Origin of the sequence: Winogradskyella jejuensis (genome assembly GCF_900129745.1) — a bacterium.
GTDB lineage: Bacteria > Bacteroidota > Bacteroidia > Flavobacteriales > Flavobacteriaceae > Winogradskyella > Winogradskyella jejuensis.
In genome coordinates, this window is record NZ_FQWS01000002.1 from 725773 (window position 1) to 740774 (window position 15002).

Genomic DNA, 15002 nt, shown 5'->3' on the forward strand with positions numbered 1-15002 from the left:
TTTACAAATTCGTAATCATAAAATAGGATTAACTAATTATATTTGCCAAAAACAAAATAGACATGACTTTAATAAAATCTATATCAGGAATTCGTGGTACTATCGGAGGCGCTGTTGAAGAAAATTTAACACCTATTGATGCTGTAAAATTCGCAGCAGCATACGGCACATGGTTGAGACAACAACGTTCTAAAGAAAATTATAGAGTTGTAGTTGGTCGTGATGCACGTTTGTCTGGAGAAATGATTCAGAATTTAGTGATGAACACACTTGTCGGTATGGGAATTCATGTTATAGATTTAGGTTTGTCAACTACACCAACGGTTGAAATTGCTGTGCCTCTAGAACATGCTGATGGTGGAATTATTTTAACGGCAAGTCATAACCCTAAACAATGGAATGCGCTAAAGTTGTTGAATGCTAAAGGCGAATTTTTGAATGGTGCAGATGGTAAGAAAATTTTAGAGATAGCTGAGTCTTCTGACATGACCTTTGCCGAGGTTGATGATTTAGGAGTTATCACTAAAAATGAAGCATATATCGATATTCATATTGATGAGGTTTTAGATTTGCCATTGGTAAATAAAGAAGCCATAGAGGCTGCAAATTTTAAAGTCGTAGTAGATGGTGTTAATTCTACAGGAGGTATCGCTATTCCTTTACTTTTAGAGCGTTTAGGAGTTGAAGCTGTAAAACTATATTGCGACCCAACGGGTCATTTTCCGCATAACCCAGAACCTTTAAAAGAACATTTAGGAGATTTGGCAGATGCTGTTGTAAAAAATCATGCTGATTTTGGTATTGTTGTCGACCCAGATGTAGACCGTTTGGCATTTATGGATGAAAAAGGTGAAATGTTTGGTGAAGAATATACACTCGTGGCTTGCGCCGATTATGTCTTGAGCAAAACGCCAGGAAATACGGTGAGTAACATGAGTTCTACAAGAGCATTACATGACGTTACTGAAAAACATGGTGGAACTTACGAAGCTAGCGCTGTTGGTGAAGTGAATGTTGTAGAATTAATGAAGAAAAATAATGCTATTATCGGAGGCGAAGGTAATGGTGGTATCATATACCCAGAATCGCATTATGGTCGTGATGCATTAGTTGGGGTTGCTTTATTTCTAAGTCTTTTAGCTGAAAAGAAAATGGCAGTGAGCGAATTAAGAGCAAGTTATCCAAACTATTTTATGAGCAAAAAGAAGATTGAATTAACACCAGGTTTGGATGTAGATGGGATTTTAAAAACAATGGAGTCTAACTACAGCCATGAAAAATTAACTACAATAGATGGTGTTAAGATTGATTTCGAAAATAGTTGGGTACATCTTCGTAAAAGCAACACGGAACCGATTATTAGAATATATACCGAAGCACCTTCACAAAACGAAGCTGATACGCTTGCTGATAGAATAATAGAAGAGATAAAAGCTATCGCAAATATTTAATATCTTCGTAAAACGTTAACAGTCAATTATGTCAGTTGTTTCAACATCAGTTTCAAAGTCATCAACAGAACTCGAGCAGTATTTTAAAAAGTTCAGAGCGCAAATTGTTGGAATTGACCAAACGTTTGTTTCACCTTATGGGGAAAAGAAGATAATCTATACCGATTGGACAGCTTCTGGTCGTTTGTATAGACCAATAGAAGAGAAGCTACTTAACGATTTTGGTCCTTTTGTAGCCAATACACATACCGAAACTACAGTATCTGGTACGGCTATGACACAGGCTTACCACAAGGCCAAGCACATTATTAAAAATCACGTTAACTGTAATGAAGATGATGTCTTAATTGTCTCTGGTAATGGGATGACGGGCGTTATCAATAAATTTCAGCGTATTTTAGGATTAAAGGTTCCAGAAAATTTAAGAGATTTTACAAGCATTCCTGATGAAATGCGACCTGTGGTTTTTGTATCTCATATGGAGCATCACTCCAATCATACCTCATGGTTAGAGACAATGGCAAAGGTTGAGGTGATTCCTCCAAGCAACGATGGATTGTTTAGCTTAGAGAATTTAGAAAAACTACTTGTTGAGTATAAAGATTGCACCATAAAAATAGCCTCTGTTATTGCAGGATCTAACGTTACTGGTATAGAAACACCATATCATGATATTGCTAAATTAATGCACCAAAACGGTGGTGTTTGCTTTGTAGATTTTGCATGTTCCGGTCCATACGTAGATATTAATATGCACCCAGAGAATGAAGACGAAAGCTTAGATGCTATCTTCTTTTCACCACATAAATTTTTAGGAGGTCCAGGTACATCAGGTGTACTAGTTTTTAGTAAGAAACTATATAAAAACATGGTGCCAGATTGTCCTGGTGGCGGTACAGTAAGTTGGACAAATCCTTGGGGAGAGCATAAGTATATTGATAATATTGAAGAACGCGAAGACGGCGGTACACCAGGATTTCTTCAAACTATAAAAACGGCGCTTTCCATAAAGTTGAAAGAGCAGATGGGTGTTGATAACATTCTTAAGCGTGAGCATGAGTTAGTAGATACTATTTTTAATAGATTAGATTCTGTTGAAAACATCAATATTCTTGCCGGACAACATAAAGATAGATTAGGTGTTATTTCCTTTTATATTGACGACTTGCATTACAACCTTGGTGTAAAATTATTAAACGATAAGTTTGGCGTGCAAACGCGGGGTGGTTGTAGTTGTGCAGGTACTTACGGGCATTTTTTGCTTCATGTTGATCAAAAAACATCTAAGGAATTAACAGATGAAATAACTATAGGTGATTTGGTCAGAAAACCAGGTTGGATTCGCATGTCTATTCATCCAACAACAACAAATCAAGAAATTGAATTCGTTTGCGATAGTATTATCGCCTTAGCTAAGCATCATAAAGAATGGGCAATGGATTACGAATATTCTAGATGTAATAATGAGTTTATCCACAAGAGCTTAGTTGGCAAACCCTGTGAGGCTACTTCCGTTAACGATTGGTTTAATCTAGACTAATTACTGAATTCCTCATATCGGTCTTTATGTTTCCAACGTTTATGCGTCCATAAATAGTATTGAGGTTCTTCAAGTATTTGTTCTTCTACTAACCTGAAGAAATTATCAGTTATTTCAAAGTCTTTAAAGTTATTTGGGCTTTCGGTTATAGTCTGAAAAGTGGTCTGGTAATAGCCACGTTTTATACGTTTAACACTAAAAAATACTACGGCCATATCAAATTGTTTTGCTATAGTTTCTGCACCAGTATGCATCGGTACTTTAATACCCATAAATTTATTCCAATGTAAATTTTCTCGAATTTTTGGAGATTGATCAGATGCAAAGCCGTTGATAGTTAATTCTCCCTTTTTTTGTGACTTTTCTAGGACTTTATAGGTTTCTTTTGTGGTGATGAGGTATGAGTCGTATTTTGCACGTATACGTTTTACAAGCTTGTCAAAGTACTTGTTTGCCAATTTTTTATAGACTGCATAACCTTTATGATTAATTTGTGGCTGTAGAATAAAAATCCATTCCCAACTGCCATAGTGAGCACACATTAACATGATGCTTTTTTTCTTTTCTTCTAAATCATGGATTAATTCTAGATTAGTAAACTTGTAGCGTTTCATCATAGAAGCTTCAGAAATGGTCATAGATTTTATGGCTTCAAGAATCATATCGCATAAATGATGATAAAATTTACAGCAAATATCTTCGATTTCCTCCATTGATTTATCTGGGAATACCAGTCTGAGATTAGATTTTACAACCTTCTTACGATACTTGAATATTCTAAAAATAAAAAAATGAAATACGTCAGATAGACCATAAAGTAATCTAAAAGGTAAAATAGAGATTAACCAAAGAATGGGATATAAAATGATGTATGCGAGTAGTTGCATTTACTTCCAATTTAAAGCGCAAATATATTTATATTTGAACTATAACTGTAAGATATATGCTCAATTTAAGTTTAGTCACCATTGTAATTATAGCAGCTAATGTAATTATCTCATTCAAAGGCTTCGAAGACCGTCTTTTTTTTGAGCGTTATAAGTTTAATGTGGGGAGCATTAAGCGTAATGAGCATATCCGTATGTTTAGTTCTGGGTTTTTACATGCGGATACTAAGCATCTTGCTTTTAATATGATAACATTATTCTTTTTTGCTGGCACAGTAATAAAAGATTTAGGAAGTTACAATTTTATTATTATTTATATAGCAAGTCTAATTTTTGGAAATCTATTGTCATTATATTTTCATAAAGATGAGTATTGGTATAGTGCTATTGGTGCTAGTGGTGCAGTAACAGGTATATTATACTCTGCAATTTTACTTGAGCCCACTTTGAGAATTAATTTTATACCTGGTTATATATTTGGTGTAGGATACCTCTTATATTCTATCTATGGGATGAAAAAACGCATCGGAAATATTGGCCACGATGCTCATTTTGGAGGTGCAATAGGCGGTTATGTGATTACTTTAGTACTAGAGCCTTCGTTACTTAAAACAGATTTGTTATATGTTGGTTTATTGGCAATACCAATAGTTATTTTATTTGTGATGTATAAGACAGGTAAACTCTCGTAGATATTACTAATCAACAGATTAGATTTTATTCTAAAAAACTCAAAAAAATTGTTGCGTTCTTTAATATGAAAAGTTACATTTGCATCCGCAATTTTAAGGAACGTTCTTAATTTATTGTATTGGAGAGGTGCCAGAGTGGTAATGGAGCAGATTGCTAATCTGTCAACGCGTAAGTGTTGCCCGGGTTCGAATCCCGGTCTCTCCGCAAAATTGAAATGATAACCGTTTTTCGGGGTGTAGCGTAGCCCGGTTATCGCGCCGCGTTTGGGACGCGGAGGTCGCAGGTTCGAATCCTGCCACCCCGACAAAATAAAGCGTGCTGTTTTTGTAGAAAGTTCACTTTCTTAAAAAAGTAAAACGTTTTATAAAAATTAAAGTATTGCTTTAATTTGCAACAACCTTAATCAGGATGACTGAGCAAAGCGAAGTAATCCTTGAATGGTCGCGTAGCTCAGCTGGATAGAGCATCTGCCTTCTAAGCAGACGGTCACAGGTTCGAATCCTGTCGCGATCACAAAAAGTCTTACCTTTATGGTAGGACTTTTTTGTTTTAAGAATATGCTATTCAAAGTTTACATCATTTATTCTAATAAAATCGATAAGTTTTATGTTGGTTATTCTGGTGACATTTTAGAAGAAAGAATAAGAAAACATAACACAAATCACAAAGGTTTTACTGGAAAAGCAAATGATTGGGAATTGAAATATTTTGAGGAATATTCAGAAAAATCCGAAGCCATAAAACGTGAATTATCAATTAAGAATAAGAAGTCAAGAAAACATATCGAAAGATTGATTGCTGGATAGAGCATCCCGATTTTCAATCGGGACGGTCATAGGTTCTCCCGAAAGCTTTCGGGATATCGTAATCACAAAGAGTCTTACCTTCATGGTAGGACTTTTTTGTTTTCAGGTGTTTTTAGCTAATCTTTAACGTCTTTTTACAATTCCTACGATTTTATTTTCAATAACTTCGTGTTGCAATGTTAGAAGAAAACCAACTCCTTAAGTTTACCAAAAAAGGGATTTATTGCCCACAAGGAAAATTCTACCTTGACCCATGGTATCCAGTAGATTACGCAATTATTTCTCATGGACATGCAGACCACGCGCGTTTGGGAATGAAACGCTATTTATGTACAAACGACTCTAAAGCTATTCTTCAACATCGTTTAGGAGCAGACATCAATATTCAAAGTATTCCGTACAACGAAGTTTTAAAAATTAATGACGTATCTGTAAGTTTTCATCCTGCCGGTCACGTCATTGGTTCGGCACAAATTCGTTTAGAATACAAAGGCTATGTCGTAGTTTTTTCGGGTGATTATAAAACCCAACCCGATTTTATCAGTACACCATTTGAGCCAATTAAATGTCACACTTTCATTACAGAAAGTACATTCGGATTGCCAATTTACAATTGGAAAACTGAAGAAGAGCTTCAAACGGAACTACAATCGTGGGTAAAAACCAATCAAGCTAATAATAGAACTTCTGTATTTTTTGGCTATTCTCTCGGAAAAGCACAGCGTTTAATGTCCCTCTTAGATGGCTGTGACGATATTTACGTGCATCGTGCCATTCATAATTTAAATAATGCTATTTCTGGTTCAGGTATAGATTTGCCTAAATCCAAACTTTGGTCAGCTGACTTAGATAAAAAAGAACTTCAGAATAAAATAATAATTGCACCGCCAGCTTTATTAGGTTCACGAATGCTTAAACGGGTTCCCAATGCCGCAACAGCACTCTGTTCGGGTTGGATGCAGATACGAGGAAACAAACGCTGGCAAGCCGTTGATGCTGGTTTTGTAGTCAGTGACCATGCCGATTGGAATGGCCTAATTTCAGCCGTAAAAGCTACTGAAGCTGAGCGCGTTTATGTGACGCACGGTTCTCAAGCGACATTTTCAAAATATTTAAATGAAATCGGTATTGAAGCCTACGAGCTTAAAACAGAATATGGTGATGAAGCCTTAGCACAGGCTGAAAAGGAAACTGAAAAAATCGAAACCGAATGAAGCAGTTTTCCAAACTTATTTCTGCTATAGAAATTACCAATAAAACAAATGCTAAGATTGATGCTTTGGTTGAATATTTCCGCACAGCGCCAGAAAAAGACAAATTATGGCTTATCGCCTTATTCACAGGCAAAAGACCTTCACGTCCTGTAAAAACTGCATTGATGAAGCAATGGTGTATGGAGATTACAGAATTGCCAGAGTGGTTATTCTTAGAAAGCTACAGTACTGTTGGAGATTTGGGCGAAACGATTGCCTTATTATTGCCAAATCCTACGCATCATATTGATATTACGTTGAGCGAATGGATGACAGAACTGAAACAGCTAAAACCAAAATCAGATGAAGAAAAAAAAGAGTTTGTTCTTCAAGCGTGGTCAGGATTAAATCAACAAGAGCGTTTAATTTTTAATAAATTAATAGGTGGAAGTTTTCGTATTGGTGTTTCAAAAAAGACTTTGGTAAATGCCTTAGCAAAGCTAACAGGCATTGATGCTAACCAATTAATGCACAGTATAATAGGGAGTTGGGAAGTTGATAAAATTTCATTTGAAGATTTAATTCTTGGTAAGCATATTAATTACGATAACTCCAAACCTTATCCGTTTTGTCTAGCTTATGCCTTGGAAAAAGATATTACAGAACTTGGAGAACCGAATGATTGGATTGTTGAGCAAAAATGGGATGGCATTCGTGGACAAATTGTAAAGCGAAATGATGAAATTTTTATTTGGTCTCGTGGTGAAGAATTGGTCACACAGCAGTTTCCAGAGTTGGTAGAAGCGATGTCGAACTTTCAAGATGATTTTGTTATTGATGGCGAAATATTAGCCATTAAAGACAGTGCTGTTCTGTTATTTAACGACTTGCAAAAACGCTTAAATCGAAAAAATGTTACAAAAAAATTATTAGAAGAAGTACCTATCGGGTTTTATGCTTACGACTTGTTAGAATATAATGGTGAGGATATTCGCAATAAACCATTTTCAGAAAGACGTCAGGTTTTAGAATTACTTTTTGGTTTAGTTTCATTACCAAGTCATATAAAGCTTTCGCATTTAGTTCAATTTAAACAGTGGGAAGAATTATATGCGATTAGAGAAAATTCTCGAAGCGTAAATAGCGAAGGTTTAATGTTGAAGCAGAAAGCTTCACCATATCATACAGGTCGAAAAAAAGGCGATTGGTGGAAATGGAAAGTGGACCCATTAACGATTGATGCCGTCATGATTTACGCCCAAAAAGGTAGCGGTCGCCGAAGTAGTAAATACACAGATTATACATTTGCTGTTAAAAAAGATGATGCCTTAGTTACGGTAGCTAAAGCGTATTCTGGTTTAACCGATAAAGAAATTACCGAAATCTCTAAATGGGTCAACAAAAATGCCATTGAAAAATTCGGTCCAGTACGTACTGTAAAACCTGAGTTGGTTTTTGAAATTGCTTTTGAAGGTATCGCGCTCAGCAATCGTCACAAATCAGGTGTAGCATTGCGTTTTCCAAGAATTGCACGTTGGCGAAAAGATAAGCCTGTTGATGAAATTGACACTATCGAATCCGTTAAAGAATTAATCACAGCGTTTTGAGCAACTTTAGAGATAGCGAAGGTTTACGCATCATCAATAATTGGATGGTAGAAAAAGGTAACGCACCTTTTACGTTTCAGATGCAAACATGGCAACGATTTTCTAATGGCTATTCAGGTATGGTTGTGGCGCCAACTGGTTTTGGTAAAACGTTCTCAGTATTTCTTGCTGTAGTTATCGATTATCTTAATCATCCTGAGAAATATCCCAAAGGTCTCAAATTATTATGGGTAAGTCCCTTACGTTCTTTGGCAAAAGATTTGGCAAAAGCCATGAGCGAAGCTGTAGATGAAATTGGCCTTGATTGGTCGGTGCAAGTCCGAAATGGTGATACACCAACAAAAGTGCGTCGTCAACAAGAGCGTCTTATGCCAGATGTCATGCTTACGACTCCAGAAACAATGCATTTGTTGTTTTCTCAGAAGAAAAATTCGCGTTGGTTTAAAAATGTAAAATGTGTCGCTATTGACGAGTGGCATGAATTATTAGGAAATAAGCGCGGCGTATTGACAGAATTGGCGATTTCTCAACTGCGACATTATTCACCAAAACTTCAAATTTGGGGAATCACAGCAACCATTGGTAATCTTGAAGAAGCTAAAATGGTGCTTTTACCATATCCAAATCTTAAAGTCACGCAGATAAAAGCTTCCGAAAAGAAGAAAATTGATATCATTTCTGTTTTACCAGATGAAATTGAAGTCTTGCCTTGGGCAGGACATTTAGGTGCTAAAATGGTTGATAAAATTTTGCCAATTATTGCAAATAATACAACGACTTTAATATTTACAAACACACGTGGTCAGTCAGAATTATGGTATCAACTATTGTTAACCGCACAACCAGATTTAGCAGGTTTAATCGCCATTCATCATGGTTCTATAGATAAAAAACTTCGGAATTGGATTGAAGATAATATCGCTTCGGGTTATCTTAAAGCTGTGGTTTGTACGTCATCACTTGATTTAGGCGTTGATTTTAAACCAGTAGATTGTGTAATTCAAATTGGTTCGGTAAAAGGCGTTGCACGTTTTATGCAACGCGCTGGGCGAAGTGGTCATTCACCTTACGAGCGTTCTAAAATCTATTTTGTACCAACGCATTCATTAGAATTGGTAGAAGTTTCCGCATTAAAAGAAGCGGTAAAAGAAAGGCAAATTGAGTCTCGTGACCCAATGGTTCTGACTTACGATACTTTAGTTCAGTTTATGGTCACACTTGCTGTTGGTGAAGGTTTTGTTGCTGAAGAATTATTTAAAAGAATTCAGCAAGTTCATGCTTTTCATTATATCACAGAAGATGATTGGCAATGGTGTTTACAGTTTATTACCAAAGGTGGAAAAACGCTGAATAACTATGAGGAATTTCATAAAGTTATTCAAGATGAAGACGGCTTATATAAAGTAAAAAGCCGTCGTGTAAGCATGTTACATCGTATGAATATTGGAGCTATCGTCAGTGAGGTGATGCTCATGGTAAAGTTCTTTTCTGGCGGTTATATTGGCATGATTGAAGAGTTTTTTATTTCAAAATTAAAGCCTGGTGACAGCTTTATTTTAGCTGGAAGAATATTAGAACTCCAGCAAATAAAAGATATGACGGTTTTAGTTCGTAGGAGCAAAGCCAAAAAAGCCGTTACTCCAAGTTGGCTTGGCGGACGATTGCCATTAACATCGCATTTGAGTCATTATATGCGTGAGAAATTATCTGATGCGTTGGAACCTGGAAGATTAGAAAAAGAACTAAGATTTTTAAATCCTTTAATAAGTCGTCAAGATGCGCATTCTCACATCCCAAAAGCAGATGAATTCTTAGTAGAACTGATTGAAACACGAGATGGGCATCACTTATTTATGTATCCGTTTGAAGGGCGTTTGGTACACGAAGTCTTCTCTGCTTTAATGGCGTATAGAATTAGTAAATTAAAGCCATTGACATTCACTATTGCCATGAACGACTACGGTTTTGAATTACTGAGTGACCAACCAATCCCTATTTCAGAAGATAATGTAGAACAGTTGTTATCAAAAGAAAACTTAATGGATGATGTTATTGCGAGTATCAACGCTTCAGAAATGGCATCTCGTAAGTTTAGAGATATTGCCGTTATTGCAGGTTTGGTGGTCCAAAGTCAGCCAGGAGTTCGTAAAAATAATAAGAGTTTGCAATCTTCGTCGGGATTAATTTTTAGAGTTTTAGAAGATTACGAACCTGATAATTTATTATTACGTCAGGCGTATACCGAAGTTTTTAATCAGCAATTAGAAGAAGCGCGATTGCAAAAAGCTTTTGAGCGTATTTCTAAAAGTAAAATTATTGTAAAACGTGCTAAATCTTTTACGCCGTTAAGTTTTCCACTGAAGGTTGATAGTTTGCGTGGTACTATGAGTAACGAAAGTTTAGATAAACGTATTCAGCGTATTAAAGAGCAGGCTTTTAAGATTGATTAAATGAAAATCATCACCGAAAATATCACCATTAACAAAGAGGTTTTAATGCTAACCAACCATCGCGCCATTTATTGGCAACGCGAAAATGCGTTGATATTGTCGGACATTCATATTGGTAAAACAGCTCATTTTAGACGAAATGGTATTCCTATGCCAGATGATATTCTTCAAAAAGATTTAGAGCGTTTACAACATCTTATACTTCATTTTAAGCCGAAAACTTTATTAATTGTTGGCGATTTGTTCCATGCTGAAACTAATGTTGATATGACGACATTTAAAGAATGGTTGAGTCAGTTTGAAGAATTAAAATTGGTTTTAATAAAAGGCAATCACGACAGACAGTCTAAAAAACTAATGATTGATTTAAGGATTAAAGTTGAAAAAGAATTGAATTTAGAACCTTTCACGTTAGTTCATGAACATTTAAAAAGTCATTCTGATGTTTTTACAATTTCAGGACATACACATCCTGGTGTTTTAATCAAAGGTAAAGGCAGGCAGAAACTGAAATTACCTTGTTATCAGATTTCTAAAAATCAGATAGTTTTACCTGCTTTTAGCTTGTTTACTGGTTTAAATACTGCGAGTCAACTTAAGGATTCGGTTTGTTATGCCTTTACAGACGAATCGATTTTTAAATTTTAGAACAGACTAAAATTATCTTCTCATCCTTCATATTTATGGTGAAAAACAGATAGATATTTCCGCCGTCTTTAACTTTAAGTTTCTTTCTGATATCACCAACGGATAAAGGGAAATTCCGAGTGGTGACGTTAGCTTTTGAGATTTTTTCTTTAGCGAAAGCTTTTTTGTTGAACGGTAGTTTTTTTTCAATCTTAAAGCGTCTTCCAGGAAATTCAACTACATCTTCAGAAGTATATAAATGTGAGTGTTGATGCAATTTCGGAATACTTAATTTTGTACTCAAAACATTAAATGCACCAGCCTTAAGAACAGAAACATTTGGCTCGTACAAATAGGTGAGTGGCAAACTGTAATCAGCTTGACTTTCGGTTTCCTCATCTATATTAAAGTTGAAAGTTTGATTAGTTTCTTTCTGAATATTTACAGTTTTCACGAGAGTTTCACTTTCAAAATTTCGTTTTAAAATCCAGATAAGTTCTTTTACCTCATTGTTTAATGCTACAATATGAATTTCTTTGACGTGTTTTAAATCAGATAACGTCGCTTTCAAATCTAGTAATGGCGATGTTTTTACCATTACATTTTCAGCATACTTTAAAAATAGCCCTTGAAATGTTTTAATGTTTGGGGCACAATCCGACAATAAAAATACTTTTTGTTTGGCATCATCTCGTCGTGATGGGTCAATATAAATCCAGTTGAATTGCTGGTCGATTCGCTTTAAAGCATCAATGCCGTTTTCATTCAAACACTCAATATTATCAGCTTTTAATTGTTTGTAATTGTGTGTAACAATTTTCGATAATTCGGTATTTATTTCGCAATGTGTGATGTGCTTTATTTGTTTTGCAAAATAAAAGGCATCAATTCCAAATCCGCCAGTCAAATCAATAAGAGATTCTCCAGAAACTAAGATGGCTTTGTATTTACCTGTAATTTCAGACGATGTTTGTTCTATGTTGAGCTTGTTTGGGTAATATATATTTTCAGTATTAAACCAAGTTGGTAACTTCTTTTCAGAGCGTTTTTTGGCTTCAATCTGTTCGATTATTTGTTTAGAATCTACAGCTTCAAAGCCTATTCCTTTTAATAAAAGTTTATTGATATCTGTCTTTAAGTTTTGGTTGATAAACTCTTGGACTTTGGTATTTAAAATTTCAGGATTCAAATGCGATTATAAGCCTTTAGTGAGTTTTTTTACAAACTTGTATTCTGATAAAAATTCCTTTAAAATGACTTTAATAGCGGTGTAAGTTGGTACAGCGATAATCATGCCTACAATGCCAAATAAAATTCCTGAAATAATAATAATTAAGAAAATTTCTAAAGGATGCGATTTTACGCTTTTTGAAAATATATAGGGTTGACTAAAAAAATTATCTACCAATTGGGCAATGATAAAACCAATCATAACATAAGTGGTTTTTGGCAGAATCACGGCACTAAAACTTTCACCAAGATTACTTGACATACTTAACAGTAACATTAAAAAACCACTAACTAGTGGACCCACATAGGGTACTAAGTTGAGTAAAGCACATAAAAAAGCAATAACCACAGCATTATCGATTCCGAAAACGAGAAGCACAACGGTATAGATGATAAACAAGATTAAGATTTGAAGCAGTAATCCTCCAAAATAGCGAGATAATAAATCTTTAATGGTATTTATTGAGCGTCTTGTTTTCTGTTCGTTGCCTTGAGGAACAAAAGTCATGATTCCGTTTTCAAATAACTGACTGTCCTTTAAAAAGAAAAAGACAATAAATAATACAGAAAATAAGCCAATACTAAAGCTACCTAAACCGCTTACAATCTTATTGAGATAATCTGGAATTAGCGAGAAATCTATTTTAGACAATACTCCAGAATCTTTGATGGATTCTTCAACATCAATATTTTTGAATTCAAAATAAGTAACGATTTGATTATATAAGTCTTGAACATTGCTCTGTAATTGGTCAATGTTCAGTAAGGCTAAATTTTGTCCTTGCTCCGCAACTAAAGGAATAAACAAGCCTACCAAACCTACAAAAACACTAATAAATAAAACCATAGTAACAACTACAGCTAATGTGTTATTGAATTTTAGTCTACGCCTTAAAAAGAGAACAATTGGTCGCCCTATAAGTGATATGACAGCGGCTACTAGTATGTAAACGATGACCGACTGAATTTGATATAAAAAGAATAAAATTAGCGCAACAGCTAAAAATATGCCTACTGCTCTTAATATACCGTTGGCTATAATTTTTGAATTCATAGGCTTTGTTTACTCAAAGATGCTGAAATAATTTTAGTAGCGCAAATAAGATGTTATTTTAGTTGATTGGTCAATTCATAAAGAGCAACGGCTGTAGCTTGAACGACATTCATGCTACTATTTTCGCCATACATGTTTATGTGTAGCGCCTTATCTATATGATTTAAAACTGTTTCTGATACACCATGATTTTCGTTTCCAATAATGAGTGCTATGGGTTTGTCTTTTGGCATTTTGCAATCATTGATTGGCATGCTATCCTTTGTAATCTCTAAAGCGATGAGATGATAGTTTTTAGATTTTAGATATTCTAAAACTTTTTGAATATCATTTTCAATAGCATGTTTTACATATTTCTCAGTAGAACGCGATGTGCGTTTCATTCGTTTTCCTAGCGGAATATCTTCACCGCAGAAAATTAATTCCTCAACACCAAAAGCATCAGCAATACGGAATAAGCTACCAATATTTGGTGCATTATTCACATTATCACAAACAATAGTTATGGAAAAAGTTTGCTTTTTGAATTCAGAATTGTAGTGGGTGAGTTGCAATTGTTGAGATATAAAATATAGATTAAGACAATGAAGATATACCTAGAAACTTATTCTCTCGGTTTTTTCGCAATAATGAGAAAGATGCATTGGATTCGTGCAGTCATGTCTATGTATTACTACACCTTTTGAGTTGTAAGTGTGCCAATTTATAGAACTCATAGTTTGAAATGTAAAAGACAAAATCAATATAATAGCAACTATTTTATATCTCAATGAAAATTTCTTCATTACATTTAATTTACAAAAACATATTTCATAATATTCGCACCCATTTTTAAAGCTTTTAATCGCACATCTTCAGGGTCGTTATGTACTTCTGGGTCTTCCCAACCATCACCGATATCGCTTTCAAAAGTAAAGAGAAGCAGAAGACGTCCTTCATCAAAAATTCCAAGTGCTTGCGGCGCCTTACCATCATGTTCATGAATTTTAGGTAATCCATTAGGAAATTCATAGGCTGCATTAAATATAGGATGCGTCTTAGGAATTTCTACTAATTCCTTATTCGGGAATACTTTTTTTAATTCTTTAGTAATGTAAGGCTCCATTCCATAATTATCATCAATATGAAGAAATCCACCTGAGAATAGATAATTTCTTAGGTTTTCAGCATCCTCATCACTAAAAAAGACATTGCCATGACCTGTCATGTGTAAAAAAGGATATTGAAAAATATCAGTACTACTCACTTCTACCGTTTCAATAGATTCGTTAATATTGGTATTTATATTATCGTTACAGAATTTCACCAAGTTTGGTAATGCAGTTGGATTACCATACCAGTCACCACCACCATTGTATTTTAATACTGCTACATCTTGCGCATTAAGCGTTAAACCTATTATAAAGCAAGCGCTTAGTGTAAGTAAAGTTTTTTTGGACGTACTAAATCTCATATTCCAAATTT

General features: G+C 34.9%; 13 protein-coding genes and 3 tRNA genes. 11 read left to right on the plus strand and 5 right to left on the minus strand.

The window, feature by feature from the left end:
- Window positions 1-62: 62 nt before the first annotated feature.
- Together glmM and BUB95_RS11110 are read left to right on the plus strand one after the other, a co-directional pair.
- Window positions 63-1451, plus strand: a complete 1389-nt coding sequence (gene glmM / locus BUB95_RS11105) for a phosphoglucosamine mutase (RefSeq protein ID WP_073086444.1) — start codon at window positions 63-65, stop codon at window positions 1449-1451.
- Window positions 1452-1479: 28 nt separating this feature from the next.
- Window positions 1480-2991 carry an aminotransferase class V-fold PLP-dependent enzyme gene (locus BUB95_RS11110; protein WP_073086446.1) on the plus strand — a complete coding sequence of 504 codons (1512 nt, stop codon included), beginning with the start codon at window positions 1480-1482 and terminating at the stop codon, window positions 2989-2991.
- On the opposite strand, the gene BUB95_RS11115 is transcribed toward BUB95_RS11110, so the two are convergent.
- The gene (locus tag BUB95_RS11115) at window positions 2988-3878 is read right to left on the minus strand and encodes a lysophospholipid acyltransferase family protein (protein ID WP_073086447.1); all 891 of its coding nucleotides are present in this window, start codon (window positions 3876-3878) and stop codon (window positions 2988-2990) included. The two genes, BUB95_RS11110 and BUB95_RS11115, sit on opposite strands and share 4 nt — an antisense overlap.
- A gap of 56 nt (window positions 3879-3934) precedes the next feature.
- Here BUB95_RS11115 and BUB95_RS11120 point away from each other — a divergent pair, with 56 nt between their 5' ends.
- From BUB95_RS11120 to pdeM, 9 genes are all read left to right on the plus strand, one after another.
- Complete coding sequence (locus BUB95_RS11120) at window positions 3935-4570, plus strand: rhomboid family intramembrane serine protease (RefSeq protein WP_073086449.1); 636 nt, start codon at window positions 3935-3937, stop codon at window positions 4568-4570.
- 121 nt (window positions 4571-4691) lie between these two features.
- Window positions 4692-4775: transfer RNA gene (locus BUB95_RS11125), tRNA-Ser, on the plus strand.
- Window positions 4776-4800: 25 nt separating this feature from the next.
- A tRNA-Pro gene (locus BUB95_RS11130) sits at window positions 4801-4875 on the plus strand.
- A 135-nt stretch (window positions 4876-5010) separates the two neighbouring features.
- Window positions 5011-5084: transfer RNA gene (locus BUB95_RS11135), tRNA-Arg, on the plus strand.
- Window positions 5085-5101: 17 nt separating this feature from the next.
- Window positions 5102-5377, plus strand: a complete 276-nt coding sequence (locus BUB95_RS11140) for a GIY-YIG nuclease family protein (RefSeq protein ID WP_234969262.1) — start codon at window positions 5102-5104, stop codon at window positions 5375-5377.
- A gap of 176 nt (window positions 5378-5553) precedes the next feature.
- On the plus strand, window positions 5554-6591 hold the full coding sequence (locus tag BUB95_RS11145; RefSeq protein ID WP_073086453.1) for a ligase-associated DNA damage response exonuclease: 1038 nt from the start codon (window positions 5554-5556) through the stop codon (window positions 6589-6591).
- Window positions 6588-8177: an ATP-dependent DNA ligase gene (locus BUB95_RS11150; protein WP_073086455.1), complete on the plus strand. Its 1590-nt coding sequence runs from the start codon at window positions 6588-6590 to the stop codon at window positions 8175-8177. The genes BUB95_RS11145 and BUB95_RS11150 overlap by 4 nt, the downstream gene beginning before the upstream one ends.
- Entirely contained in the window at window positions 8174-10627 is a 2454-nt protein-coding gene (locus BUB95_RS11155; protein ID WP_262508112.1) for a ligase-associated DNA damage response DEXH box helicase, read from the plus strand. The genes BUB95_RS11150 and BUB95_RS11155 overlap by 4 nt, the downstream gene beginning before the upstream one ends.
- Window positions 10628-11275 carry a ligase-associated DNA damage response endonuclease PdeM gene (gene pdeM, locus BUB95_RS11160; protein WP_073086459.1) on the plus strand — a complete coding sequence of 216 codons (648 nt, stop codon included), beginning with the start codon at window positions 10628-10630 and terminating at the stop codon, window positions 11273-11275.
- Here pdeM and BUB95_RS11165 read toward each other — a convergent pair.
- From BUB95_RS11165 to BUB95_RS11180, 4 genes are all read right to left on the minus strand, one after another.
- Window positions 11265-12443 (minus strand): THUMP-like domain-containing protein, encoded by a 1179-nt coding sequence (locus BUB95_RS11165; RefSeq protein ID WP_073086461.1) that lies wholly within the window; start codon window positions 12441-12443, stop codon window positions 11265-11267. The two genes, pdeM and BUB95_RS11165, sit on opposite strands and share 11 nt — an antisense overlap.
- A gap of 6 nt (window positions 12444-12449) precedes the next feature.
- Window positions 12450-13538 (minus strand): AI-2E family transporter, encoded by a 1089-nt coding sequence (locus BUB95_RS11170; RefSeq protein ID WP_073086463.1) that lies wholly within the window; start codon window positions 13536-13538, stop codon window positions 12450-12452.
- A 53-nt stretch (window positions 13539-13591) separates the two neighbouring features.
- Window positions 13592-14092, minus strand: a complete 501-nt coding sequence (locus BUB95_RS11175) for a TrmH family RNA methyltransferase (RefSeq protein ID WP_073086465.1) — start codon at window positions 14090-14092, stop codon at window positions 13592-13594.
- A 236-nt stretch (window positions 14093-14328) separates the two neighbouring features.
- A complete protein-coding gene (locus tag BUB95_RS11180; RefSeq protein ID WP_073086467.1) occupies window positions 14329-14991 on the minus strand; it encodes a DUF4159 domain-containing protein in 663 nt (220 codons plus the stop codon).
- Window positions 14992-15002 lie beyond the last annotated feature (11 nt).